Raw genomic sequence first — 24,405 nt, 5'->3', positions numbered from 1 at the left:
CCGGAGACGGGCCTCCTGCCCGCCCGCCCCCGCTCGACACCTCGAAAGTACGCACGAAAAAGGGCTCCCGCCAGCAAGGCAGGCCGTACTTACCACCCTGCGTAACCGGATAGGTACGGCTTGCCTTGCTGTCCGGAAGGTTTCATCCGAGTGGCCCTTTTGTGTGGATAACCGGCCTTCGTCCGGTCTCCGCGTGGAACGGATTCCACAGGGCCGAGTACGGGCTCGGTACGAGCGAAGGGTCGACGCGATGGAGACGGTCGCAGGAAATCCGACGGCGCCGCGGGCGGGCGGCACCCACACGGCACGGCTCCCGGACGGCCCGCCCCCGGGCGGACCCGGGGACCGGGCCAGGGGGGCGCTGCTCGGCCTCGCGGTCGGCGACGCGCTCGGCGCCCCGGCGGAGAACATGCGGCCCTCCGAGATCCGCCGCCGCTGGGGCCGGATCGAGGGCTTCGTCAGCAACGACCCGGCGGGCACCGACGACACGGAGTACGCGATCTTCTCCGGGCTGCTGCTGGCCCGGCATGGCTCCGAGCTCACCGTCACCGACGTCGAGCGGGCCTGGCGGCTGTGGATCGCCGACCTGGACGAGGGGCCGTTCCGGGGCGCCGGCTTCAGCGAGCGCGGCACGCTGGAGAACCTGCGCCGGGGTCTGGCCGCCCCCATCTCCGCCCAGCACCGGCACGCCTGGAGCGACGGTCTGGCGATGCGGGCCGCGCCCTTCGGCGTCTTCGCGTCCGGCCGTCCCGCCGAGGCGGCCCGGCTGGTCGCGGTGGACGGCCGGGTCAGCCACGAGGGCGAGGGCATCTACGGCGGCCAGGCGGTGGCAGCCGGGGTGGCCGCCGCGATGACGGGGGCCTCGGTCACCTCGGTGATCGCCGCCGCGCTCTCCGTCGTCCCGATGGACTCCTGGACGGCCCGCTCACTGCGCCGCGCGGTGACGGCGGCGCAACGCCCGTACCCCGACCGCCTCACCGGTGAACGCGCGGTCCGCTCGGCCGTGGTGGTCGGCGGCTACCCGTGGACGGACCTGGCCCCGGAGGCGGTGGGCCTGGCGTTCGGCGCGTTCGCGGCGGCGCGCGGCGATTTCCGTACGGCGGTGCTGATGGCGGTCAACATGGGCCGGGACGCCGACACGACGGCCGCGGTGGCGGGCGCCCTGGCCGGTGCGCTGCACGGTGCCTCGGCGATCCCCCGCGTCTGGGCGGACGCGATCGGTCCGGTCCGCGGCAGCTGCCTGCCCTCGATGCGCGGCTACCACGTCCTGGACATCGCGGACCTGCTGGCGCCGGACGGGGTGGCGGGGCGGGCGGGGGGCGCGGACGCCCGGCCGGGCCATGGCGCCGCGGCGCCGGGGCCGGACGGACCACCCCGCCCCGGCCCGGCGCCGGACCCGGCCACGGGCGCGGGCGCGGGCGAACAGCCGCACCGCGGACCGGCCGGGGGCGCGGCGCCGCCCCCCGCCGTGGGCGGGCCCGCGGACCCCGGCGGGCCGGCCCGCCGGGGTCCCCGTCCCCCGCGCACCGGGGCGGTGCCGCGGTGAACCGGGGACGGCGGGCCAGGATCGAGGGACTGCTGATCGGGCTGGCCGCCGGGGACGCCGCGGGGTGGCCCGCCGCGCGGCACCGGGCCGCCCGGATGCCGGAGTGGACCCGACGCCTGACCCGCGAACTGGACACCTTCGCCGAGCAGAACGCGACGACCACGCTCCCCGTACCCATCGCGCTCAACCAGCCCCCCGAGCCGCTGCGGCTCGGTCCGTCCGACGACGCCGAATGGGCGGCGTTCGCGGCGGGGACCGTGCTGGCCTCGGCCGCCGGGCCCGGCCGGGGACCCGCCCTCGACCAGCGGGTGCGGGCCGCCGTGGCCGGAGCCTGGAACGCGCTGGCCGCCGAGGTCGCCGCCGCCGCGGCCCGCGCGCCCGAGGTGGAGGCGGCGGTGCTGCCGCTGCGCGCCCGGATCTCGGTGCGGGCCGGGCTGGGCAACCTGGCCGCCGGCCTCCGGCCGCCCGCCACCGGCCACGACAACCCGCACTACTTCGACGACGCGGCGTGCGTACGGGCGGCCGTGCTGGCGGTCGTGCACCCCGGCGACCCCGGCGCGGCGGCGGAACTCGCGGAATTCGACGCGCGCTTCACCCAGGACGGCGACGGGGTGCACGGGGCGCGGGCGATGGCCGCCGCGAGTGCCGCGGCGCTCGGCGGGGCGGACGTCGACACGGCGGTGAACGCCGCGCTCGCCCAGCTCCCCGACGGCACCGAGATCGCCCGCAACGCGGCCCACGCGGTCCGGATCGCCCGGGAGTTCGCCGGTGAGCGGGCCGGCGCTTTCGCGCTGGTCCCCGTGCTGGAGCACCAGATCGTGGACCACGTCTACAGCTACGGGATCGCCGCCGCCGAGACCGTGCCGGTCGCCCTCGCGCTGGCCACCGCGTCCCGGGGCGACATCGCGCAGGCCGTGCCCGCGGCGGCCTGCCTGTCCCGGGTGGCGGACTCGGCGCCCGCCCTGGCCGGGGCGCTGACCGGGGCGCTGGGCTCGATCGGCTCCGTGCCCGACGGCTGGCGCGAGGCCTGCCGGACCCTGGCCGGCTGCGCCCTGCCCCGGTTCGCGGGTACGGATCTGATCGAACTCGCCGGGCTGCTGGCAGACACGGAACCGGCGCCCATGGGTGGACAATTCGGACATGACATCCACAGTGCCCCTGGCGCCCACGACGTCCCCTTCCCCCACGACAGCCACGACAACGACCCCAGCGGCGCCCACGCTCGATGACCGGATCACGGGCGCCCTCGTCGGCGCCGCCGTCGGCGACGCGCTCGGCGGCCCGGTCGAGGGCCGCCCCCCGGAGCAGATCGCCGCCCGCCACGGGGGCAGGATCACCGGGATCGTCGGCCCCTGGGACGGCGACGACTGGCGGACCGCCCGCCCGATCGCCCCTTATCACAAGGGGGACGGGCACGTCACCGACGACACCCTGATGACCCACGCGCTGGTCCGGGTGTACGGGAAGGTCCGCGGCCACCTCGACGCGTACGCGGTCGCCGACCACCTCGTGCCGGAGCTGATCGGCGAACCGCGCTGGATTCCGGAACTGGAGGCCGAGGCGCTGCCGCTCCAGCGGATCTTCCTCGCGGAGAAGTGGATCGTCGCCCGGCTGCACTACGGCCACGTCGACCCCCGCGAGGCGGGCGCCGGAAACATCGTCAACTGCGGGGCGGCGATGTACATGGCCCCGGTCGGGCTGGTGAACGCCGCCCATCCGCAGGCGGCGTACGCCGAGGCGATCGACGTCGCGGGTGCCCATCAGTCGAGTTACGGCAGGGAGGCGGCGGGCGTCTTCGCGGCGGGCGTCGCCGCCGCCTGCGCGCCCGGGGCGACGCCCGCGTCGGTCGTCGAGACGTGCCTGTCGCTCGCCAAGGACGGCACCCGCTCCGCGATCGAGGCCGTGTGCGAAACGGCCTCCCGCCACCAGGACTTCGAGGCGGCGCTCGCCCCGCTGCGCGAGGCCGTCGCGCCCTTCGACACCGTCGGCCCCGACTACCGCGCCCCTTCGCTCGGCGCCCGCCGCCCGTCCCGGCTGCACGCCATCGAGGAACTGCCCGTCGCGCTCGGCATGCTGCTCGTGGCCGGCGGGGACTACCGGCAGGCGGTCCTCGGCTCGGTCAACTACGGGCGCGACTGCGACTCGATCGCCACCATGAGCGGCGCGCTCGCGGGCGCCCTGCACGGCGAGCGGGCCGTCCCCGCGGACTGGGCGGCGACGGTGGCCGAGGCCAGCCGCCTCGATCTGCACGCCCCGGCCCGGACGCTGGCGGAGGTGGCCCGTGAGGTGTTCGCCCGGGACACCGCCCGCCGCCGGGCCCACGAGGCCGCCTTCGCGACGCTGGCGGGCACCCCGTGACCACGGCGGTACGGGTGACCTGGGTGCAGCCGGAGGACCTGGTGGGCCACGAGCTGCGGCAGGCAGCCGAGGACGGCCGCGACGCCCTCGACATCGCACGCCGGTGGTACGAGGCCGGCGGCTCCCCCGCCCCGGAACGCGCCGGCGCCTCCGTCCCCGGGGCACCGCCCGGCCTGCGCGCGGTCGCCGAACGGCTGCTCGACGAACTCGCCCTGCTGGACTCCCCGCTGGCCGCCGACGAACCGGAGAGCCTGGACGCGATCCGGGCCGCCTGCCCGCAGTGGCCGCACGCCCAAGGGGTGCGGCCGGCCGGCCGGGAGCGGCTGCACGCCGCCTGGCTGGGCCGCGCCGCCGGCTGCCTGCTGGGCAAACCGGTCGAGAAGCTGCCGCTCGAGGGCATCCGCGCGCTGGCCCGCGCCACCGGCAACTGGCCGCTGAACACCTGGTTCACCGCCCGGGGCCTGCCCGCCTCGCTGGCCGCCGCCCACCCGTGGAACCGGCGCTCCGCTGCCACCTCGCTGGCCGAGAACATCGACGGGATGCCCGAGGACGACGACCTCAACCACCCGCTGCTCGCCCTGCTGCTGCTCCAGCGGCACGGCACCTCGTTCACCACGGCGGACCTGGCCCGGCTGTGGCTGGACGAGTTGCCGGCGGGCCGTACGTTCACCGCCGAGCGGATCGCGTACCGCAATCTGCTCGACGGGATCGAACCGCCGGACACCGCCCGGTACCGCAACCCGTTCCGGGAGTGGATCGGCGCGCAGATCCGGGCCGACGCGCACGGCTGGACCCGGCCCGGCGACCCGGCCGGGGCGGCGGAACAGGCGTACCGCGACGCGGTACTCACCCACACCGGGAACGGCGTCTACGGCGCGATGTTCACGGCGGCGGCGCTGGCCGAGGCGGCCACGGGCGAGACCGACGTGCACGGCTGCCTGGCCACCGGCCTGCGCGTGGTGCCGCCGCGCTCGCGGTACGCCCGAGCGGTACGGGACGGCATCGACGCCGCCCGCGAGGAGCGGGACTTCGATACGGTCGTCGACCGGTTGCACGCGGCGTACGGCAGGTATCACTGGGTGCATGTACTGCCCAACGCGGCCCTGCTGGCCGCCGCCCTCACCCACGCCGACGGCGACTTCACGGGTTCCGTCTGCAAGGCGGTGTCCGGCGGCTGGGACACCGACTCCAACGGCGCGACCGCCGGTTCGCTCGCCGGACTGCTCGCCGGGCGGCCGGACGCGCTGCCCGAGAGGTGGACCACCCCGCTGAAGAACCGGCTCGCCACGTCCGTCCCCGGTTTCGACTCGGCCGGCTTCGACACGCTGGCCGCCCTGACCCACCGGCTCACCCACGAGGAGGCACTCCGCCCATGACCAAAGTCGCGGTGCTCGGCAGCACCAATATGGATCTGGCGGTCTACGTCGACCGGGCCCCGGAGCGCGGCCGGACCGTCACCGGACGGGAGTTCCGCACCATCCCCGGCGGCAAGGGCGCCAACCAGGCCGTCGCCGCCGCCCGCGCGGGCGGTGACGTGATGATGATCGGCGCGGTCGGCGACGACGAGTACGGCGTACGGATGCGGGAGAACCTGGAGCAGTCCGGCGTCGACACCGACCTGCTGCACACCGCCGAGGGTCCCAGCGGCACCGCGCACATCGTGGTCGACGCCAAGGGCTCCAACGCGATCGTGGTCATCCCCGGCGCCAACGGCACCGTGACCACGCTCGGTCCGGGCGAGGTGGCCGCCATCGCCGAGGCCGATCTGCTGCTGCTCCAGCTGGAGCTGCCGCTGTCCGCCGTGATCGAGGGCGCCCGGGCCGGCCACGCCCAGGGCGTACGGACGGTGCTCACCCCCTCCCCCGTGCAGGAGCTGCCCGCCGAACTCCTCGACCACGTCGACCTGCTGATCCCCAACGAGCACGAGGCGGCCGAGCTGTCCGGCTACGACGACCCGCACGCCGCGGCGGAGATCCTGCTCGGCCGGGTCCCGGCGGTGCTCATCACGCTCGGCTCGAAGGGCTGCCTGTACGCGGCCCGGGGCAGCCGCACCATCCACTTCCCCGCCCCGGACGTCACCGCCGTCGACACCACCGGCGCCGGGGACACCTTCGTCGGCACGCTCGCCGTGGCGCTCGGCGAGGGGCGTCCGGTCCCGCAGGCCATCGCCTGGGCCTCGGCCGCCGCCGCGCTCTGCGTACAGAAACCGGGCGCCTCGGTCTCCATGCCGTACCGCAGCGAAATCGACGCCGCGTGAGCGCCCCCGCGGCACCGCCGCTGACCGGACTGCGGGTCGTCGATCTCGCCACGCTCTTCGCGGGCCCGCTCTGCGCGACGATGCTGGGCGACTTCGGCGCCGAGGTGATCAAGGTCGAGCACCCGGTCCGCCCCGACCCCTCCCGGGGCCACGGCCCCTCGAAGAACGGCGTCGGCCTGTGGTGGAAGCTCCTCGGCCGCAACAAGCGCAATCTGACGCTCGACCTCTCCGCCCCGGAGGGCCGCGATCTGCTGCTGCGACTCGCCGCGAGCACCGACGTGATCATCGAGAACTTCCGGCCGGGCACGCTGGAGCGGTGGGGTATCGGTCCCGATGAGCTGCGTGCCGTCAACCCCCGGCTCGTGCTGGTACGCGTCACGGGCTTCGGCCAGTTCGGCCCGTACGCCCACCGGCCCGGCTTCGGGACGCTCGCCGAGGCGATGAGCGGCTTCGCGGCGATCACCGGGGAGCCGGACGGGCCGCCGACCCTGCCGCCGTTCGGCCTGGCCGACTCGATCGCCGCGCTCGCCACGGCGTACGCGGTGATGGCCGCGCTGGCCGGCCGGGACCGCACCGGCGAGGGCCAGGTCGTCGACATGGCGATCATCGAGCCGATCCTGACGGTGCTCGGCCCGCAGCCGCTCTGGTACGACCAGCTGGGTTACGTACAGCCGCGCACCGGCAACCGGTCGCGCAACAACGCCCCGCGCAACACCTACCGCACCTCGGACGGGCAGTGGGTGGCCGTCTCCACCTCCGCGCAGTCCGTCGCGGAGCGGGTGATGCGGCTGGTCGGGCGGGCGGACCTGATCGACGAGCCGTGGTTCGCCTCGGGTGCCACCCGCGCCGAGCACAGCGACGAACTCGACGAGGCCGTCGGCCACTGGATCGCCCGGCACAGCCGGGAGGAGGCCCTGTCCGCGTTCGAGAAGGCGGAGGCCGCCATCGCGCCCATCCACGACGTACGGGATGTGATGGAGGACCCGCAGTACCGCGCGCTGGACTCGGTCACCGAGGTCGACGACCCGGAGCTGGGGCCGCTGCGGATGCAGAACGTCCTCTTCCGGCTCTCCCGCACCCCGGGGGCGATCCGCTGGGCGGGCCGCCCGCACGGGGCCGACACCGAGGAGATCCTCACCGAGCTGGGGCTGAGCGGCCCGGAGATCTCGGCGCTGCGGGCGGAGCGGGTGCTGTGAGCGCGGCGGCCCCCCTCACCCTGCTGTACGTGCCCGGGGACCGGCCGGACGTCGTGCGCAAGGCGGCCGTCTCGGGGGCGGACGTGGTGATCGTCGACCTGGAGGACGCGGTCGCCCCCGACCGCAAGGAGTACGCCCGCGCCGCGACGGCGGAGCTGCTGTCCGATCCGCCGTCCGCCACGGCGCCGCCCGTCCATGTCCGGGTCAACGACGAGGCGGACGTCCTGGAGCTGGCCGGGCTGCCGGGTCTCGGCGGACTGCGGCTGCCCAAGATCACCCACGCCGCGTCCGTCCACCACATCGCGGCGCTGGCCCCCGGGGTCCCCCTCTGCCCGCTGCTGGAGTCGGCCCTCGGCGTCGAGCACGCGTACTCGGTGGCCTCCGCCCATCCCCAGGTCCGCGCCATCGCCCTGGGCGAGGCGGACCTCCGCGCCGATCTGGGCGTGCGGGAGGACGCGGGGCTCGACTGGTCGCGCAGCCGGGTGGTGGTCGCCGCCCGGGCGGCCGGCCTGGCGCCGCCCGCGCAGTCGGTGTTCGCGGACGTCCGGGACCTGGACGGCCTGTGGTCCTCCTGCGCCCACGGCCGGGCGCTGGGCTTCCTGGGACGGGCGGCGATCCACCCCCGGCAGCTCCCGGTGATCGAGCGCGCGTTCCGCCCGACGCCGCAGGAGGTCGAGGCGGCCTGGGAGATCGTCGAGGCGGCCCGCACCCAGGCGGGCGCCCAGGCCCTCCCGGACGGCCGCTTCGTGGACGCGGCGGTGGTCGCGCAAGCGCAACGGACTCTGGCGCTGGCGGAATCAAGCCCGTCCGGCGATTGAGGACGCCCCGCAACGGTGAGGGGGCCGCCGGGAATCCCGGCGGCCCCCTCACTCGGCTTGCGCGGCGTCAGCCCTTGGCGGTCTCGGCCGTACCGTCCGCCTTCGGCGCGTCCGCGTCCGGCTTCGCATCGGTGTCCGCGTCGGCCTCGGCCTCCGCGGCCTCCGGCTCGTCCGTATCGGCCGTGTCCGTCTTCTCCGAGCCCTCCGGCGCCTCCGGCGCCCCGGGCTCGACGACCTCCTCGCGCCCCGGCCGCACCTTCGCCGAGATCACGATGTACGTCACCGCCAGCACGAACACGATCAGCGCGGTCCACACGTTCAGCCGCAGGCCCAGGATGTGGTGGGCCTCGTCCACGCGCATGTACTCGATCCACGCGCGCCCCGCGCAGTACGCCGCGACGTACAGCGCGAACGCCCGCCCGTGCCCGAGCTTGAAGCGGCGGTCGGCCCAGACCACCAGGAGGGCCACACCGACGCACCACAGCGACTCGTACAGGAAGGTCGGGTGGTAGGTGCCCGCCACCCGGTTGGGGCCCTCGCTGATCTTCAGCGCCCACGGGACGTCGGTCGCCCTGCCGTACAGCTCCTGGTTGAACCAGTTGCCCCAGCGGCCGCAGGCCTGGGCGAGGGCGATGCCGGGGGCGAGCGCGTCGGCCCAGGCGGGCAGCGGAATCCCGCGGCGGCGGCAGCCGATCCAGGCACCGACCGCGCCCAGCGCGATCGCACCCCAGATGCCGAGGCCGCCCTGCCAGATCTTGAAGGCGTCGACCCAGTTCTCACCGTCGCTGAAGTACAGCTGGTAGTCGGTGATGACGTGGTAGAGCCGGCCGCCGACAAGCCCGAAGGGCACGGCCCAGACGGCGATGTCGGCAACGGTGCCGGCGGTGCCGCCTCGGGCGACCCAGCGCTTGTTGCCGAACCAGACGGCGACGAAGACACCGATGATGATGCAGAACGCGTAGCCGCGGAGCGGGATCGGTCCGAGATCGATCACGCCGGTCGACGGGCTGGGAATGTAGGCAAGGTTCATGGCAGCGTCGACGCTACCCTGCCGGGCGGGAGGTAGGACAACCCGCCCGGCAACGTCTGGGTAACGAGCGGGTCTTCGCTTCCCCCGACCGGCCTACCGGCGGCCCGTGCCACGGGCCTACGGGGTGGGCGTCGCGGTGCCCGGCTTCTTGCCCTTGTTGGCCTCGGCGACCCACTTCTTCAGGTTGGCCACGGTGATCGCCTCGTCGCCCTTCCTCGGGAAGATCGACTCGCCGTTGAGCAGGGCCGTCGGCGTGCCCTGGAAGCCGCTGTCGCGGAAGGCCTGGTTGGACTTCTCCACCCACGCGTCGTGCTTGCCGTCCTCGACGCAGCTGCGGAATCCGGGCGTGTCCAGCCCGTCGACCTTCTTGGCGAGGTCGATCAGCTTGTCGTTGTCGCCGAAGGCGTCGTCGGTCTCCGCCGGCTGGTTGCTGTACAGCACGTCGTGGTACGCGGAGAACTTGCCGGCGTCCTGCGCGCAGGCCGCCGCGTTGGCCGCCTTGAGGGAGCCGCTGCCGCCCATGTTGCCGTCGATGATCGTGGCGAGGTGGTAGTCGACCTTGATCTGGCCGTCGCGCTCCATCTCGTGGATCGTGTCGCGGAACGCGTTCTCGAACTGGGCGCAGACCGGGCAGCGGAAGTCCTCCCAGATGGTGAGGGTGGACGGGGCGTCGTCCGCGCCGACCCTGATGGCCAGGGCGTCCTTGCCGGTCGCGCCCGAGGGTGCGACGGCGGGTCCGGATGCCTTGGACTTGTCGCTCTCGCCGCCGGCGTTCGCCGCGATGACGCCGATCACGGCGGCCAGGCCCAGGACCCCCACCACGGCCGTGGACACGATCAGCGTCCGGCGCCGGCGGTCGCGCGCCTTCGCCTGCTCGCGCTGCTGGATCAGCCGGTCTCGCGCGGCCCTCTTACCCTGTTGGTTCTTCTCGCTCACACCGCAGCAACGACCCGGGGAGGCACTCGCGTGCCTCCCCGGACCGAGGTCCACCCGTTCGGGTTACCTCAGGTGTCAGCGCTTTCGAACACCTTCGGCAAGGTCGGCCGCCAGCGAACGGACGGCCGCGAGGCCGGCCGCCTCGTCGGGGGCGTCCAGCATCCGCTTGACGAAGGCCGAGCCGACGATGACGCCGTCGGCGAAGCCGGCGACCTCCGCGGCCTGGGCGGCGTCGGACACGCCGAGGCCGACGCAGACCGGCAGCTCGGTGGTGGCGCGGGTGCGCCGGACCAGGTCCTGGGCCTGGGCGCCGACCGAGGCGCGGGTGCCGGTGACGCCCATCAGGGACGCGGCGTAGACGAAGCCGGAGCCCGCGTCGGTGATGGTGGCGATCCGCTCGTCCTTGCTGCTGGGCGCGACGACGAAGACGGTGGCCAGGCCGTGCTTCGCGGCGTGCTCGCGCCACAGCGCGGACTCCTGGACCGGCAGGTCGGGCAGGATGCACCCGGCGCCGCCCGCCTCGGCCAGTTCGGCGGTGAAGCGCTCGACGCCGTACCGGTCGATCGGGTTCCAGTACGTCATGACGAGGATCGGCGCCCCGGTCGCCTCGTGCGCCTCGCGCACCGTGCGCATCACGTCGGCGATCCGCACGCCGCCGCGCAGCGCGATGTCGTCGGCGGTCTGGATGACCGGGCCGTCGAGCACGGGGTCGCTGTGCGGCAGCCCCACCTCGACGACGTCGGCACCGCCCGCCACGACGGCCTTGACGGCCTCGATGCCGCCGTCGACGGTCGGGAAGCCGGCCGGCAGGTACGCGATCAGCGCGGCCCGGTCCTCGGCCCGCGCGGCGGCGAGCGTGGTGTTCAGCAGCTCGATGTTGCCGCTCACTGGGCGTCCCCCTCGATCTCCGCGTTCCGGCTGCCGGCGTCCGCCTCGACGGCGGCGTCGGTGTCGTACAGCCCGAAGTAGCGGGCTGCCGTGTCCATGTCCTTGTCGCCGCGTCCGGAGAGGTTGACCACGATCAGCCCGTCCTTGCCCAGCTCCTTGCCGACCTCCAGGGCCCCGGCCAGCGCGTGCGCGCTCTCGATGGCCGGGATGATGCCCTCGGTGCGGGAGAGCAGGCGCAGCGCCTGCATGGCCGCGTCGTCGGTGACGGCGCGGTATTCGGCGCGGCCCACGTCCTTGAGGTAGGCGTGCTCGGGGCCGATGCCGGGGTAGTCCAGGCCGGCCGAGATGGAGTACGGCTCGGTGATCTGGCCCTCGTCGTCCTGGAGGACGTAGCTGCGCGAGCCGTGCAGGATGCCGGGCTCGCCCGCGGTCAGGGTCGCCGCGTGCTCGCCGGTCTCCACGCCGTGTCCGGCGGGCTCGCAGCCGATGAGGCGGACGTCCGCGTCGGGGACGAAGGCGTGGAAGAGGCCGATGGCGTTGGAGCCGCCGCCGACGCAGGCGACGGCGGCGTCCGGCAGCCGGCCGGCCTGCTCCAGGATCTGCCGCCTGGCCTCCACGCCGATGACGCGGTGGAAGTCGCGGACCATCGCCGGGAAGGGGTGCGGTCCCGCGACCGTGCCGAAGAGGTAGTGGGTGCGGTCCACGTTGGCGACCCAGTCGCGGAACGCCTCGTTGATGGCGTCCTTGAGGGTGCGGGAGCCGGACTTCACGGCGATGACCTCGGCACCCAGCATCCGCATGCGCGCCACGTTCAGCGCCTGGCGCCGGGTGTCGATCTCGCCCATGTAGATGGTGCAGTCGAGGCCGAAGAGGGCGCAGGCGGTCGCGGTGGCGACGCCGTGCTGGCCGGCTCCGGTCTCCGCGATGACGCGGGTCTTGCCCATGCGCCGGGTCAGCAGTGCCTGCCCCAGCACGTTGTTGATCTTGTGCGAACCGGTGTGGTTGAGGTCCTCGCGCTTGAGGAAGATCCGGGCGCCGCCGGCGTGCCCGGCGAAGCGGGGCACCTCGGTGAGGGCGCTGGGCCGTCCGGTGTAGTGGACCATCAGCTCGCCGAGCTCGGCGGCGAAGGCGGGGTCGGCCTTGGCCTTCTCGTACTCGACGGCGACCTCGTCCACGGCGGCGACCAGCGCCTCCGGGATGAACTTCCCGCCGTACGCGCCGAAGTAGCCCTCGGCGCTGGGGATCAGACCCTCCGGGTCCGGGATGAAGAAGTCGGAAGACATGCGGAACGTGCTCCTAGTCGTCGCAGGGGTGGTCGCACCGTCTGCGCCGTGAGCGGAGCACCGCACCGGTGCGTGACCGGGGCGGTTCCGGCCGCACGGGACCGCGCCCTGGCGGGCGGGCCGGTGCGGCGCACGGGGCTCGCTCTACAGCGCGGGCCCCGTGCGCCATCGCATGCCGTTGACCTGACCGGGTTCGGCGCCGATCACGTACCGCACCCGCCGGCCGTGCACACGGCGTGCCGGAGCCCGGCAGCCGCGGTGCCACGAGGGCAGCGCGCAGCGCATCGGCTCGGGGTGCGGAAGGGGGGACACGGCCGGATCAGCCCCGCCCGTGGCGCAGGGCGGGGTGGGCGCCGGCGGCGACCAGGTCGGCGACGGCGGCCCGCGGGTCGCGGCCGGTGACCAGGGACTCGCCGACGAGCACGGCGTCCGCGCCGGCGTTGGCGTAGGCGATCAGGTCGTGGGGACCGCGGACGCCGGACTCGGCGACCTTGACGATGTGGTCGGGGATCTCGGGGGCGACCCGCTCGAAGGTGGAGCGGTCGACCTTGAGGTCCTTGAGGTTCCGTGCGTTGACGCCGATGATCCTGGCCCCGGCCGCCACGGCACGCTCGGCCTCCTCCTCGTCGTGCGCCTCGACCAGCGGCGTCAGGCCGATGGACTCGGCGCGCTCGATCAGGGAGACCAGCGCCTCCTGTTCGAGGGCGGCGACGATCAGCAGGGCGAGGTCGGCGCCGTACGCGCGGGCCTCCCACAGCTGGTACGAGGTGACGATGAAGTCCTTGCGGAGGATCGGGATGTCGACCTTGGCGCGGACGGCCTCCAGGTCGGCCAGCGAGCCGCCGAAGCGGCGCTCCTCGGTGAGGACGGAGATGACGGACGCCCCGCCGGCCTCGTAGTCCGCGGCGAGCGCGGCCGGGTCGGCGATGGCGGCGAGCGCGCCCTTGGAGGGGCTGGAGCGCTTGACCTCGCAGATGACGGTCACCCCCTCGCCGCGCAGGGCGGCGACGCCGTCCTTGGCACGGGGGGCGCGGGCGGCGCGTTCCTTGAGCTCGTCGAGGCTGACGCGCGCCTGCCGCTCCGCGAGGTCGGCGCGGACGCCGTCGATGATCTCGTCGAGCACACTCACGCGAGCGGCCCCCTTCCGGAGCGGTGACAAAGAAACGTGACAGACCACAGGATCAGCCACTCCGATGGTATCCGCAGCGGGCCGCCGGGCCCGCATCCGGACACCGTCTGTCCCACTACCTGGGACTTCACGGGGCGAGCGCCGAACCGAAGGGCAGGTTCCGGACGACGGTGAAGAGCAGCAGCACGGCCCCGATCCCCCACCAGTGCACCGCCCGCAGGTCGGTCCGCAGGGGCTTGCCGCGGGCCTCGCGGACCAGCCACACGGTCCACAGCACGGCGAAGATCCCGTAGCCGACGACGGCCAGGGCGTTGGCGCCGAAGGCGGCGGCGAGGTCGCCGTGGGCGAAGGCGTGGGCGCTGCGGAGGCCTCCGCAGCCGGGGCAGTAGACACCGGCGAACCGCAGCAGCGGGCAGACGGGGTAGTGGCCCGGCTGGTTCGGGTCGACCGCGGCGACGTAGCCGAAGGCCCCGACGACGACGGCCAGTACGCCCGCGGGGGTGGCGATGCGGCGCAGCCGCGAGGAGCCGGCGGGGGCGGCAGGGAGGAACGAGGGCTGCCCGGAAGCGGCCGGCGCGGGCCCCGGGGCCGGGCCGGGGGCCTCGGCCGGGGGCGGTCCGGCGGTCACCGGTCCCGGGTCCGGGACCGGAGGGGCGTCGGCGGGGGTAGGCGATGCGTCCACCCGGTGATTGTCGCCGTGGATACGGAAAGGCGCAGCCCGGACCGGGCTGCGCCTCGCATGCGTACGTCCCCGCGGGTCAGGAGGTCTGCGCCCGGCCGGCGCGCGCCCGGGCGGCGGACAGCTCGGCCGACTCCTTCGGCATGCCGAGGCCCGCGGCCTTCATCGCGAGGCCGACGACGCCACCGATGAGGACGACGGCCATGCCGGCCCAGAAACCGAGCGGGTTGGCCGCGACCATGAAGACGCCCGCGACGCAGAAGCCGATGAAGGCGATGATGACACCGGTCCAGGCGGCCGGGGTGTGTCCGTGGCTGCTGCCCGCCATGAGTTGCTCCTCGTTGGTGTTGCGCTGTTGGAATCGCTCGGGTCGCTGTCCCCACGGCCCGTGCCGTTGTGCCAGCTCCCTGTCATTGTCCCGTACGTGCGGGTAGGACGTGAGCTGGGGGTCATGCCTCGCGCGTCGGGTCCTCGCCGCGGTCCAGGGCCTTCCACAGATCCTCGGGCCGGTCCGGGTCGGGGGCGCGGGTGGCCTTGCGGGGGCGCGGGGTGCCGTCGCGCTCGTAGCGTCCGGACATGGTGGGCCAGCGGCTGCCGTAGCGCAGGGCGAGGAGCCCGGCGAGCAGGATCAGCAGGCCGCCGGCCGCCGTGACGTAGGGCCAGGCGGTGTGGCTCAGGGCCGTGATGGTGGCGGCGCTGTCCCCGCTGGTCTGCGCGGCCTTCTCGTCGAGCGCCCCGCTGTCGGACGCGCCGAGGAAGGCGCTGAGCGCGGCGCCGAGCCCGCTGAGCGCGAGGAGCCCGGCGACCACGCGCCGGCCGGTGCCGCGCACGGCGAAGACGGCGACGAGGGCGGCCAGGCCGACGATCGCGAGGGCGGCGGGGAGCCCGGTGACGTCCTGCCCGTCGGCGCTCAGCGGCAGGGTCCCGCCGCCGACCAGGGCCTTGCCCTCGGCCCAGGTCTGCCCGGAGGCGAGCAGGACGACGGTCGCGCCGGCCGCCCCGAGGAGCAGGCCGGCGGCCAGGGTGCGGCGGCTCCCCGAACTGTCGGGCGCGGCGACGGCTTCGGCACGGGGCTGGGGTACGGGGACGGCACTCACGTGCTCCACTATCCCTCACCGGCCCGTGGCGGCCCACCGCGCCCCTGGGGCGGGCGCACGGGTCAGGCGCCGCCGAGCCGGTTGGCGGTGTGGACGGCCCGGAGCACCGCCGCCGCCTTGTTGCGGCACTCGGTGTCCTCGGCGACCGGGTCGGAGTCGGCGACGACGCCGGCGCCGGCCTGGACGTACGCGGTGCCGTCGCGCAGCAGGGCGGTGCGGATGGCGATGGCGGTGTCGGAGTCCCCGGCGAAGTCGAGGTAGCCGACGCAGCCCCCGTACAGGCCGCGGCGGGTGGGTTCCAGCTCCTCGATGATCTGGAGGGCGCGGGGCTTGGGGGCGCCGGAGAGGGTGCCGGCGGGGAAGCAGGCGGTCAGCACGTCGAAGGCGGTGCGCCCCTCGGCGACCCTGCCGGTGACCGTGGACACGATGTGCATCACGTGCGAGTAGCGCTCGATGGACATGAAGTCGACGACCTCGACGCTGCCCGGTTCGCAGACCCGGCCCAGGTCGTTGCGTCCCAGGTCGACCAGCATCAGGTGCTCGGCGCGTTCCTTGGGGTCGGCGAGGAGTTCGTCGGCGAGGGCCTGGTCCTCCTGCGGGGTGGCGCCGCGGTGCCGCGTTCCGGCGATCGGGTGGACCATCGCCCGGCCGTCCTCGACCTTGACCAGGGCCTCGGGGCTGGAGCCGGCGACGTCGAAGCCGTCGAACCGGAAGAGGTACATGTACGGCGAGGGGTTGGTGGCGCGCAGCACCCGGTAGACGTCCAGCGCGCTCGCCGTGCACGGGGTCTCGAAGCGCTGGGAGGGCACCACCTGGAAGGCCTCACCGGCCCGGATACGCTCCTTCACGTCCTCGACGGCGTCCTGATAGGCCTTGCCGCCCCAGAGCGCGGTGTACGGGGGGAGCTCGGAGGGCGGCAGGGCGGCGGGGGCGTTCTCGACGGGGCGGCGCAGGTCCCGTTCCATCGCGTCGAGCCGGGCGAGGGCGTCGGCGTACGCCTCGTCGACGCCGGTGGCCAGGTCGTTGTGGTTGATGGCGTTGGCGATGAGCAGGACGCTGCCGTCCCAGTGGTCCAGGACCGCGAGGTCGGAGGTGAGCAGCATGGTCAGCTCGGGGAGCTTCAGGTCGTCGCCGCCGCTCTCGCCGATCTTCTCCAGGCGGCGCACGATGTCGTAGCCGAGGTAGCCGACCATGCCGCCGGTGAAGGGCGGCAGGCCGTTCTCCCGGTCGTGCGGGGTGTGCAGGGCCTCGATGGTGGCGCGCAGGGCGTGCAGCGGGTCGCCGTCGACGGGGACGCCGACCGGCGGGGTGCCGATCCAGTGGGCCTCGCCGTCGCGGGTGGTGAGCGTGGCGGCGCTGCGTACGCCGATGAAGGAGTAGCGCGACCAGGTGCGGCCGTTCTCCGCGGATTCCAGGAGGAAGGTGCCGGTGCGTTCGCCCGCGAGCTTGCGGTAGAGGCCGACGGGGGTGTCGCCGTCCGCGAGGAGGCGGCGGGTGACGGGGATGACGCGCCGGTCGACGGCCAGCTTGCGGAACGTGTCGAGGTCCATGGCGGCAGACCCTACTGTCCGAGGGGGAGGACGTCGGCGTCGAAGCAGGTGCGGTCACCGGTGTGGCAGGCGGCACCGGTCTGGTCGACCTTGACGAGGACGGTGTCGGCGTCGCAGTCCAGGGCGACGGACTTGACCAGCTGGATGTGGCCGGAGGTGTCGCCCTTGACCCAGTACTCCTGGCGGCTGCGCGACCAGTAGGTGCAGCGGCCGGTGGTGAGGGTGCGGTGCAGCGCCTCGTCGTCCATCCAGCCCAGCATCAGTACCTCGCCGGTGTCGTACTGCTGGGCGATGGCCGGGACCAGCCCGTCGGCGCCGCGCTTGAGGCGGGCGGCGATGGCGGGATCGAGGTCGCTGGCGGGCCGGGGGGTGCCGGGCGTGGGCGTGCTGGTCATGGGCTCCATTGTGCCGTGGTGACGCGGGGTGTCCGGGCGTGCGTCCACTGGGCGGACGGGGGACGGCGGTCGTACGCTGGCGGGCATGTCGACCCATGCGAAGCGCGAACGTCTTCTGCTCGCCGACCTGTTGGAGGCGGCGGGTCCGCAGGCCCCGACCCTGTGCCACGGCTGGACGGCCCGTGATCTCGCGGCCCATGTGGTGGTGCGGGAGCGGCGGCCGGACGCGGCGGCCGGAATCGTCATCGGCCCGCTGAGGGGCCGGCGGGACCGGGTGATGGCCGAGTTCACCGAGAAGCCGTACGAGGAACTGCTCCAGCTCATCCGTACGGGTCCGCCGCGGATGTCCCCGTTCGGCCTGAAGCAGCTGGACGAGGCGGCGAACACGGTGGAGTTCTACGTCCACACGGAGGACGTGCGCCGGGCGCAGCCCGACTGGACGCCCCGGGAGCTGGACCCGGTCTTCGCCGATGTCCTGTGGTCGCGTACGGAGAAGGCGGCGCGGATGCTGGGCCGCAAGGCGCCCGTGGGTCTGGTGCTGCGCCGCCCGGACGGGCAGACGGCGGTGGCGCACCGGGGGACGCCGGTGGTGACGGTGACCGGTGAGCCGGGCGAGCTGCTGCTGTTCGCGTTCGGGCGGCAGGAGGCGGCGCGGGTGGAGCTGGAGGGCGAGCCGGAGGCGATCGGGCGGGTGACGACGGCGAAGCTGGGCATGTAGCCCGCGTACGCCCTGGTCGGCGCGGGAGCTCCGCCCGGCGCAGCGGGGCGAGGACGAGGCCGGTGACCGCGCCGGCCTCGGCGCGCGGTACGCGCACTGTCTATGGCGCGATAAATGCTGCGCGTTTCCCGGGAGCCCCCTTCCGGCTGTCGCGGGAGCCGAGGTGTCCGAGCAGGAAGCCGGCCGGGATGGTCAGCAGGCCGGGCGTCTGGAGCGGGAACCAGTGGAAGTCGCGGGCCGGGAAGAGCGCGACGGGTGTCCCGGAGAAGGCGGGTGAGAACACCATCAGGACCGCGATCAGCGGCAGCGTCCCGTAGGCCGTCCAGCGCACCCCGCGCGCGGTGAAGCCCGGCCGGAACAGCGCGTGGAGCAGGACCGGCGGCAGGACGGAGGCCGCCGCCGCGAACGACAGCGAGAGCAGCACCTGCGGGTTGCGGTCGTGGGTGTACGTGGACGCCCACACGGCGACCGCGCCGGTCAGGACGACGGCGAGGCGGGCGCGCAGGATCTCGCGTCCCGCCGACCGGCCGGACCGCGCCGCCGTACGCACCCTGGCCTTCGCCGCGAAGTCGCGGGCCAGGGACGAGGCGGCGGCGAGCGTGATGCCGGCGACGGCGGCCAGCGTGGTGGCGAACACCGCGCAGGCGACGCACGCGAACAGCAGGCTCTCGCGCGGGCCGCCGGCGCCCGGGTCGAGCGCCCCGGTCACCAGCAGCAGCGCCGTGCCGCCGGCCGGGTCCGCCCCCTGGATGGCCTTGTGGCCGAGCAGGGCGGACGCGCCGAGCCCGGCCACGACGACCCCGGCGCACAGGACGGCCACCGGGACCACCGCCCAGACGGTGGCGCGGCGCACGGTCCGGCGATCGCGCATCGGGTGCAGCCGCATCATGATGTGCGGCATGCACGCGGCCCCGAGGAGCAGGGTGAGCTGGAAGCCCAGCAGGTCCAGGGTGCCGGCGAGGCCGGGGCCGAACTGGAGGCCGGGGCGGGCGTACGCGTCGCCGGCCCCGCTGCCGCGTTGCGCCGCGTCGAACAGGGCGAAGGGGTTCCAGCCGAAGCGGGCGAGCACCAGGCCGGCGAGCAGGGTCACCGCCGCGAGGACCACCGCGACCTTGAGGATCTGGACGTAGCCGGTGCCGCGCATGCCGCCGACCGCGGAGTAGCAGACCATCAGGGCGCCGCCGGCCACGGTGCAGCCGGTGAGCGCACCGTCCGGCAGCCCGAACATGGCGGCCATCACCCGGCCCGCGGTGGCGAGTTGCACCAGGAGCAGCGGGGTGAGGATCACCAGGGTGGTGATGCCGAGGGCGCGGCGCACGGAGGGGTCGCCGAGCCGGTCCGCGAGGAAGTCGCCGAGGGTGAACACACCGCTGCGGCGCATCGGTTCGGCCAGCACACGCATGACCAGGACGAGTGAGGCGACCGTGGCGAGGGCGAACAGGACGCCGTCGAACCCGGCGAGCGCGACGGAGCCGGTGGTGGAGAGCAGCGTCGCGGCCGAGACGTAGTCACCGGCGATGGCCAGTCCGCTCCCGGCCGGCCCGAGCGCGGAGCCGCCGCCCGCGTAGAAGTGTTCCGGGTCGTCCTGGTCGGCCGCGGCCAGGCCGCACAGCAGCAGCGAGCCGGCCACGAACGCGAGGAAGACGACCACCGCGAGCGAACGGGCGTCGAAGCCGCCGCTCACCGGCACGGTCCCGGGAGCGGGACGGGTGTGGTCGCGGGGGCGCTGGGTGACGGGTGCACACGAGACATGCGGGTACGGCATCAGGCCCCCGGGTCCGCGTACAGCGGGTTTTCCGGGGGCGCTGCGCGGGTACAGCCCGCCCCGGCGACGGCTGTGCCGGGGCACACGGTGAGCGCGTGTCGGGCGGGAGGAAGGGCGAGGCGCGCCTCCCCGGGCCTCAGCCGGGGAGCAGGCGTCGGGCGGTCAGGGCGAGGGAGACCTCGACCGCGTCCGAGGGGCGGGTCAGGCAGCGGCCGGTCAGTTGCTCGAAGCGGCGGAGCCGGTTCAGGACCGTGTTGCGGTGGCAGTAGAGCCGGGCGCCGGCCCGGGGCGCCGAGCCGTCGGCGTCGAACCACGCGGTGAGCGTCTCGATGAGCACGTCCCGGTCCGCGGCGTCCAGCCGGTCCAGAGGGCCGAGCACCCGGTCGGCGAGGGCCGCGCCGAGCGCCGGTGACGAGACGATCAGCGCGGCGGGCAGGTGCTCGTCGAGCAGGACGACCCCGCCGCCCGCCGGGCAGGCGCGCAGGGCGGTCTCCGCGAGGCGGCGGGCGTCCCCGACGGCGGCCAGCCCCCCGACGGCCGAGCTGATGCCGGCCCGGGCCCCGGCCGGGACGCGCAGGGCGGCGGCCAGCGCGGCGAGCGGCCCGGCGTCCTCAGGCGCGTCGGGCCGCTCCGTGCCGCGGCTCCGGCCCAGCGGCAGGATGGCGTAGTCCGCCTCGGCGCCCGTGTGCCACACGGCGTCCGTGCCGGCGGGCAGTTCCAGCGGCGGGTGCGTCGCACCGTGCGGGGAGGGACGGGAATCGCCCAGGGCGAGCACCGCGTACCGGCCGTCCTCCGGAAGGCCCAGCGCGGCCGCCGTGTCGGGGAGGTCGGCGATCTGGGCGGTGCCGTCCAGCAGCGCGGCCGTCATCAGGCGCTGGCGGTTCTCCCTGCGCCAGACCAGCCGGCGCTCCGCCCTCCGGTAGGCGTCGGCGACGACCCCGCAGTGCTCGTCCACGAAGTTCCAGACGTCCGCGGCGACATGGACCAGCAGCCGGATGTCCTCCGGGTGGCGGCGGGCGGTCTCGTCCACCAGGTCCTGCCAGACCATCGCCCCGCCCATCCGGAACGCGTGCAGGACCGCGTCCAGCGGCAGCCCCTGCTCGGCGCGGACCTCGCCGATCCGCCGCGAGGTGCGGTGCGCGGCCTCCCGGAACTCGCGTGGCTGGATGAGCGATCCGACATTGTGCCGCAGCGAGTGGTACACCTCCTGCCAGATCTCCGCCGGGTCGCCCTCGATCGCCGCCCGGTAGGCGGGCTCCTGCTCCCGCAGCGCCTCCACCAGCCGGTCCGTCAGCGCCGGCAGCGACGCCACCAGCACCCGGGCGGCCCGGTGCAGGACGGCGACGGCCTCGCGATCGGCCAGCGAACGGAAGCGGCGCGGGACCGGGGCGACGGGCGGCGGCGCGTGCAGCGCCCTGACCCGTGAACGTACGACCTGTGGCATGGCGGCCTCCACCGGGATTCGGCCGGCTCGCTGGGCGGCCGGCTCCGGTCCGCCCCGCCCAGCACGAGGCGCGGGCGCACCGAATGATCCTGACGCCCGCAGAATGACATACCGCCCAGTCGGTACCTAGAGGTGTGCGGCCTCCTTCTCATCACAGTCCTGCAACCCCGGTGGTGTCAGCGCCCGTTCCCCAGCAGCCCGGCCAACTCCGTCCGCGAGCGCACGCCCAGGGCGGCGAACACGTTGCGCAGATGGTGGTCGACGGTCCGGGTGCTCACCGAGAGCCGAAGCGCCACCTCCCGGTTGGTGGCCCCCTCCGCCACGCACCGGGCGATCCGCTGCTGCTGCGGGGTGAGCGCGGCCAGCGGTGCGGCCGCCCCGGAGGGGGCCGGTACCTCCACCGCCTCGCCGGCGGCCCGCAGTTCGCCGCTCGCGCGGCCCGTCCAGGCCGCCGCGCCGCACCGTTCGAACCCCACCAGGGCGTCCCGCAGGGGCTCGCGGGCCTCGCGGGTGCGGCGTCGCCTGCGCAGCCAGGACCCGAACAGGAGCCGGGTGCGGGCCTGTTCGAAGTCACCGCCGGCCCGCCCGTGGTGGGCGAGCGCCTCCCCGTACCGCCCGGCGACCTCGCTCGCCGGTGCCAGCAGGGCCCGGCAGCGGGCCAGTTGGGCGGGGACCTGGGGGTCGGTGGTGCGGGTGGCCCATACGGCGAACTCCGCCACGGCATCGGCCACCGGGTCCGCTCCCCCGCCCCGGACCGCCCGCCCGGACAGCACCGACGCCTCGACGTAGCAGGGCACGGCGAGCATCCGGGTGGCGAAGTGGCCGCGCCGGGGGCCCGGCCTGACCAGCGGGTCGAGCCGGGCCGCCGCCTCGGCCGGGCGCCCCGCCGCCAGATCGGCGCGGGCCTGCGCCCAGGTGGCCAGGGTCGCGGCCTGGACGAGTCCGTGCGGTGCCGCACCCTCCAGCGCGGCGTCGGCGTGGGCCGCGCACTCCTGTGTCCCGCTCTCCACGGATGCGGCGAGGGCGAGCACGGCGTGCAGATGGGCGGCGGTGTTGGGCCGGCCGGTACGGCGGGCCGCGCGCAGGCCGTCCAGCGCGTGGGCCCGGGCCCGGGCGTGCCGGCCGGCGCGCAGCTCCGCGTAGGCCAGGTGCTCCAGGGCCTGTGGCAGCAGAGCGTCGGCGCCACTCGTGTGCACGGCGGCCAGCGCGCGGGATCCGGCCCGGCAGGCGGCGTCGAGGTCGCCGAGCACCAGCCCCGCCGCCCCGGCGCGCAGCAGCGTCTCGGGGTCCTGGCTCCGGGCGGCGGAGCCCAGGCAGCGGCGCAGCAGCGCGTGGCCCTCGCCGAGCCGGCCGCGCAGCACGGCGCACATGCCGTCCCGGTACTGCGCGAGGGCGCGGTCGGCCCTGTCTTCGGGGATACGGGTCAGCGCGTCGAGATACCCGAGGGCGTCGCCCGCCGCCCAGGCGGCCTCGGCGGCCCCGAGGAGGGCGTCGCGGGCCCGGCCGGGTTCGTGCGGGGCGAGCAGGCCGGCGGCGGTGAGCAGGGTCTCGCGGGCGTCGGGGGCCGGTCCGTCCCCGAGGGTGAGCAGGCCGCGTACGTGGTGCGCGGCGCCGTGCCCGGGACGGTGACCGGCCCGGGCCAGCAGGGCGCGGGCCCGCCCGGGGTCCCCCGCGAGCCGGGTCTGCTCGGCGGCCGCCGTGAACCGGGCTGCCCGCGCCGCCCCGTCCGGGGTCAGGGCGGCAGCGCGGGCGAGCGCGGCGGCCCGCTCGGCGTGCGGCCGGGGTGGCGCGGCGGCGGCCTCCAGCGCGGCCGCGAGCCGGGCGTCGGGGCCGGGGGCGGCGCAGGCCCGCTGGACGAGGGCGGCGAGGGCGCACGGCCCGGCTGCGAGACGGTCGGCGAGCAGGTCGTGCACAGCGCGGCGGCGGTGCGGAGGCGCCCGGTGCAGGAGGGCGCGGCGCAGCAGCGGTTGGCTGAAGTGGACGCGGTCGCCCGCCCGTTGGAGCACACCCGCAGTGCCGCCGGGGGTGAGCAGGGCGAGGTCGAGCGCGGCGGCCGGGACGGCGGCCGCCACGGCGACGCGGCGCACGAGGGCGAGGTCCGCGCCGGTGCCCTCCGGCTCGTGCTCGTGGGCGGCGGCGGCGACCAGGAGGAGGGTGCGGGTGTCGGCCGGAAGGTGGTCGAGGCGGGCGACGTGGGCGGCCAGGACCTCGTCGCCGCCGGGCAGCGGGTGCGGCAGCGGGGCCTGCCCGGCGAGCTGGCCGGGGGTGAGCCGGCCGGTGAGGTCGGTGAGCAGCCGGGGGTTCCCGGCCGCCTCCCGGAGCAGTTCGCCGCGCACCACCGGGTCGGCCCGGTCCGCGCCGGCCTCTTCGGTGAGCCGGTCCAGGAGCGCGGTGGCGGCGTCGTCGTGGAGGGGGCCGAGCCGGAGCGCGGGCAGGCCGACGAAGCCGGCCTCGTCCCCGGCGCCGATCAGCACGGCGACCCGGCTGCCCGGCCCGAGCCGACGGGCGGCGAAGGTGAGGGCGGCGCGCGAGTCGGGGTCCCAGAGGTGGGCGTCGTCCACGCAGACCAGCAACGGCCGCTCGGCGCCGAGCCGCCGCAGAAGGGCGAGCAGGGCGGCGGGGGCGAGGCCGTCGCGCAACACCCGGTCGAGGGCGCCGGGCGCGGGATTCTCGCGCGGCATCCGGTCGGAGGCGCCGGGCGCAAGGCCGTCACGCGACCCCCGGCCCGGGGCCGCGGCCACAAGACCGCCGGAGGGCACCCGGCCGGGGGCGCCGGACGCGCCGCCCTCACGCAACAACCGGTCGAAGCCGCCGGAGGCGATGCCCTCACCCGCCCTCCGGTCGAAGCCGCCGGGCGCCGGGACCTCACGCGCCCCCCGGTCCGGGGCACCGGGCGCAAGGCCGTCGCGCAACGCCCCGCCGAGCGCGCCGGGCGCCGAACACAGCAGGGCGTGCAGGCCGCTGTGGGGCACCCACCGCTCGGCCGGGGCCGCGGTCGTGTGGAGGACGGGCCCGGAGCACCGTTCGCGGTGCGCCGCGACGGCGCGGTCCAGGAGGGCGGTGCGGCCCGCGCCGGGCGGGGCCGTCAGGACCAGGGCACCGCCGTCGCCGTACTGAAGGCGCGTCAGCAGCGTGTCGAGAACGGCGAGTTCACCGCTGCGGCCGTACAGCCGGAGCGGACTGCGTACGGTCGTGGGGGGAGTCACGCCCGGCACGCTAGGCCGGGGCGCACCCGCCCGGAAGGCGCGCGTACGGCCGTGGGGCGCCCTCCCAGGGAAGGGCGCCCCACGTCTGTGCACGCGCACAACCGGGCCGG

The 24,405-nt window shown here is 75.5% G+C and carries 21 protein-coding genes; 8 read left to right on the top strand and 13 right to left on the bottom strand.

Annotated features, from left to right (window positions below; all coding sequences use genetic code 11):
- The first annotated feature begins 250 nt into the window (after nucleotides 1-250).
- Genes ABZ564_RS12560 through ABZ564_RS12530 form a run of 7 tightly spaced genes read left to right on the top strand, consistent with a single transcriptional unit; the run spans nucleotide 251 to nucleotide 8,175 of the window.
- Nucleotides 251-1,546: an ADP-ribosylglycohydrolase family protein gene (locus tag ABZ564_RS12560; protein WP_360853975.1), complete on the top strand. Its 1,296-nt coding sequence runs from the start codon at nucleotides 251-253 to the stop codon at nucleotides 1,544-1,546.
- Complete coding sequence (locus ABZ564_RS12555; RefSeq protein ID WP_360853972.1) at nucleotides 1,543-2,775, top strand: ADP-ribosylglycohydrolase family protein; 1,233 nt, start codon at nucleotides 1,543-1,545, stop codon at nucleotides 2,773-2,775. Before ABZ564_RS12560 ends, ABZ564_RS12555 begins: the two co-directional genes overlap by 4 nt.
- On the top strand, nucleotides 2,687-3,904 hold the full coding sequence (locus ABZ564_RS12550; RefSeq protein ID WP_360853969.1) for an ADP-ribosylglycohydrolase family protein: 1,218 nt from the start codon (nucleotides 2,687-2,689) through the stop codon (nucleotides 3,902-3,904). The genes ABZ564_RS12555 and ABZ564_RS12550 overlap by 89 nt, the downstream gene beginning before the upstream one ends.
- Nucleotides 3,901-5,280, top strand: a complete 1,380-nt coding sequence (locus ABZ564_RS12545; RefSeq protein WP_360853966.1) for an ADP-ribosylglycohydrolase family protein — start codon at nucleotides 3,901-3,903, stop codon at nucleotides 5,278-5,280. Before ABZ564_RS12550 ends, ABZ564_RS12545 begins: the two co-directional genes overlap by 4 nt.
- Nucleotides 5,277-6,161 (top strand): ribokinase, encoded by an 885-nt coding sequence (gene rbsK, locus ABZ564_RS12540; RefSeq protein WP_360853963.1) that lies wholly within the window; start codon nucleotides 5,277-5,279, stop codon nucleotides 6,159-6,161. Before ABZ564_RS12545 ends, rbsK begins: the two co-directional genes overlap by 4 nt.
- Complete coding sequence (locus tag ABZ564_RS12535; RefSeq protein ID WP_360853960.1) at nucleotides 6,158-7,357, top strand: CoA transferase; 1,200 nt, start codon at nucleotides 6,158-6,160, stop codon at nucleotides 7,355-7,357. Before rbsK ends, ABZ564_RS12535 begins: the two co-directional genes overlap by 4 nt.
- On the top strand, nucleotides 7,354-8,175 hold the full coding sequence (locus tag ABZ564_RS12530; protein ID WP_360853957.1) for a CoA ester lyase: 822 nt from the start codon (nucleotides 7,354-7,356) through the stop codon (nucleotides 8,173-8,175). Before ABZ564_RS12535 ends, ABZ564_RS12530 begins: the two co-directional genes overlap by 4 nt.
- 67 nt (nucleotides 8,176-8,242) lie before the next feature.
- On the opposite strand, the gene lgt is transcribed toward ABZ564_RS12530, so the two are convergent.
- The 10 genes from lgt to hisI all read right to left on the bottom strand — a co-directional run bounded on the left by lgt (nucleotide 8,243) and on the right by hisI (nucleotide 17,162).
- On the bottom strand, nucleotides 8,243-9,205 hold the full coding sequence (gene lgt / locus ABZ564_RS12525) for a prolipoprotein diacylglyceryl transferase (protein WP_360853954.1): 963 nt from the start codon (nucleotides 9,203-9,205) through the stop codon (nucleotides 8,243-8,245).
- Between the two features lie 117 nt (nucleotides 9,206-9,322).
- On the bottom strand, nucleotides 9,323-10,141 hold the full coding sequence (locus ABZ564_RS12520; RefSeq protein WP_360853951.1) for a thioredoxin domain-containing protein: 819 nt from the start codon (nucleotides 10,139-10,141) through the stop codon (nucleotides 9,323-9,325).
- A 75-nt stretch (nucleotides 10,142-10,216) separates the two neighbouring features.
- On the bottom strand, nucleotides 10,217-11,029 hold the full coding sequence (gene trpA, locus ABZ564_RS12515; protein WP_360853948.1) for a tryptophan synthase subunit alpha: 813 nt from the start codon (nucleotides 11,027-11,029) through the stop codon (nucleotides 10,217-10,219).
- The gene (trpB, locus tag ABZ564_RS12510) at nucleotides 11,026-12,312 is read right to left on the bottom strand and encodes a tryptophan synthase subunit beta (RefSeq protein WP_360853945.1); all 1,287 of its coding nucleotides are present in this window, start codon (nucleotides 12,310-12,312) and stop codon (nucleotides 11,026-11,028) included. Before trpB ends, trpA begins: the two co-directional genes overlap by 4 nt.
- Before the next feature lie 319 nt (nucleotides 12,313-12,631).
- Nucleotides 12,632-13,441, bottom strand: coding sequence for an indole-3-glycerol phosphate synthase TrpC (gene trpC, locus ABZ564_RS12505; RefSeq protein WP_360853942.1), 810 nt, complete (start codon nucleotides 13,439-13,441; stop codon nucleotides 12,632-12,634).
- 127 nt (nucleotides 13,442-13,568) lie between these two features.
- The gene (locus ABZ564_RS12500; protein ID WP_360853939.1) at nucleotides 13,569-14,123 is read right to left on the bottom strand and encodes a DUF2752 domain-containing protein; all 555 of its coding nucleotides are present in this window, start codon (nucleotides 14,121-14,123) and stop codon (nucleotides 13,569-13,571) included.
- A gap of 76 nt (nucleotides 14,124-14,199) precedes the next feature.
- The gene (locus tag ABZ564_RS12495) at nucleotides 14,200-14,448 is read right to left on the bottom strand and encodes an HGxxPAAW family protein (RefSeq protein WP_360853936.1); all 249 of its coding nucleotides are present in this window, start codon (nucleotides 14,446-14,448) and stop codon (nucleotides 14,200-14,202) included.
- Nucleotides 14,449-14,569: 121 nt separating this feature from the next.
- Nucleotides 14,570-15,226 carry a TIGR02234 family membrane protein gene (locus tag ABZ564_RS12490; protein ID WP_360853933.1) on the bottom strand — a complete coding sequence of 219 codons (657 nt, stop codon included), beginning with the start codon at nucleotides 15,224-15,226 and terminating at the stop codon, nucleotides 14,570-14,572.
- Between the two features lie 53 nt (nucleotides 15,227-15,279).
- On the bottom strand, nucleotides 15,280-16,767 hold the full coding sequence (locus ABZ564_RS12485) for an anthranilate synthase component I (protein ID WP_360853930.1): 1,488 nt from the start codon (nucleotides 16,765-16,767) through the stop codon (nucleotides 15,280-15,282).
- A gap of 11 nt (nucleotides 16,768-16,778) precedes the next feature.
- Nucleotides 16,779-17,162: a phosphoribosyl-AMP cyclohydrolase gene (hisI, locus tag ABZ564_RS12480; protein ID WP_326735673.1), complete on the bottom strand. Its 384-nt coding sequence runs from the start codon at nucleotides 17,160-17,162 to the stop codon at nucleotides 16,779-16,781.
- Between the two features lie 85 nt (nucleotides 17,163-17,247).
- Between hisI and ABZ564_RS12475 the strand changes: the two genes are divergently transcribed.
- Nucleotides 17,248-17,880, top strand: coding sequence for a TIGR03085 family metal-binding protein (locus ABZ564_RS12475; protein WP_360853926.1), 633 nt, complete (start codon nucleotides 17,248-17,250; stop codon nucleotides 17,878-17,880).
- Between the two features lie 100 nt (nucleotides 17,881-17,980).
- Here the strand turns inward: ABZ564_RS12475 and ABZ564_RS12470 are convergent, their stop codons facing one another.
- The 3 genes from ABZ564_RS12470 to ABZ564_RS12460 all read right to left on the bottom strand — a co-directional run bounded on the left by ABZ564_RS12470 (nucleotide 17,981) and on the right by ABZ564_RS12460 (nucleotide 24,304).
- Nucleotides 17,981-19,564 carry a cation acetate symporter gene (locus ABZ564_RS12470; RefSeq protein ID WP_360853923.1) on the bottom strand — a complete coding sequence of 528 codons (1,584 nt, stop codon included), beginning with the start codon at nucleotides 19,562-19,564 and terminating at the stop codon, nucleotides 17,981-17,983.
- Between the two features lie 217 nt (nucleotides 19,565-19,781).
- Nucleotides 19,782-21,089, bottom strand: coding sequence for a helix-turn-helix domain-containing protein (locus ABZ564_RS12465; RefSeq protein WP_360853920.1), 1,308 nt, complete (start codon nucleotides 21,087-21,089; stop codon nucleotides 19,782-19,784).
- A gap of 176 nt (nucleotides 21,090-21,265) precedes the next feature.
- A complete protein-coding gene (locus ABZ564_RS12460; protein WP_360853917.1) occupies nucleotides 21,266-24,304 on the bottom strand; it encodes a helix-turn-helix transcriptional regulator in 3,039 nt (1,012 codons plus the stop codon).
- Between the last annotated feature and the right edge of the window lie 101 nt (nucleotides 24,305-24,405).

Origin of the sequence: Streptomyces sp. NPDC019224, from assembly GCF_040632605.1 — a bacterium.
Classification (GTDB): Bacteria; Actinomycetota; Actinomycetes; order Streptomycetales; family Streptomycetaceae; genus Streptomyces.
Note: the sequence above shows the minus strand (reverse complement) of the source record. Positions and strands in the feature narration are given on the sequence as shown.

Bases quoted from the DNA above. Each gene is read 5' to 3' on its own strand.
- ABZ564_RS12560 (WP_360853975.1), top strand. From the start codon at position 251: ATGGAGACGGTCGCAGGAAATCCGACGGCGCCGCGGGCGGGCGGCACC.
- ABZ564_RS12550 (WP_360853969.1), top strand. From the start codon at position 2,687: ATGACATCCACAGTGCCCCTGGCGCCCACGACGTCCCCTTCCCCCACG.
- rbsK (WP_360853963.1), top strand. From the start codon at position 5,277: ATGACCAAAGTCGCGGTGCTCGGCAGCACCAATATGGATCTGGCGGTC.
- lgt (WP_360853954.1), bottom strand. From the start codon at position 9,205: ATGAACCTTGCCTACATTCCCAGCCCGTCGACCGGCGTGATCGATCTC.
- trpB (WP_360853945.1), bottom strand. From the start codon at position 12,312: ATGTCTTCCGACTTCTTCATCCCGGACCCGGAGGGTCTGATCCCCAGC.
- ABZ564_RS12495 (WP_360853936.1), bottom strand. From the start codon at position 14,448: ATGGCGGGCAGCAGCCACGGACACACCCCGGCCGCCTGGACCGGTGTC.
- ABZ564_RS12485 (WP_360853930.1), bottom strand. From the start codon at position 16,767: ATGGACCTCGACACGTTCCGCAAGCTGGCCGTCGACCGGCGCGTCATC.
- hisI (WP_326735673.1), bottom strand. From the start codon at position 17,162: ATGACCAGCACGCCCACGCCCGGCACCCCCCGGCCCGCCAGCGACCTC.
- ABZ564_RS12475 (WP_360853926.1), top strand. From the start codon at position 17,248: ATGTCGACCCATGCGAAGCGCGAACGTCTTCTGCTCGCCGACCTGTTG.
- ABZ564_RS12465 (WP_360853920.1), bottom strand. From the start codon at position 21,089: ATGCCACAGGTCGTACGTTCACGGGTCAGGGCGCTGCACGCGCCGCCG.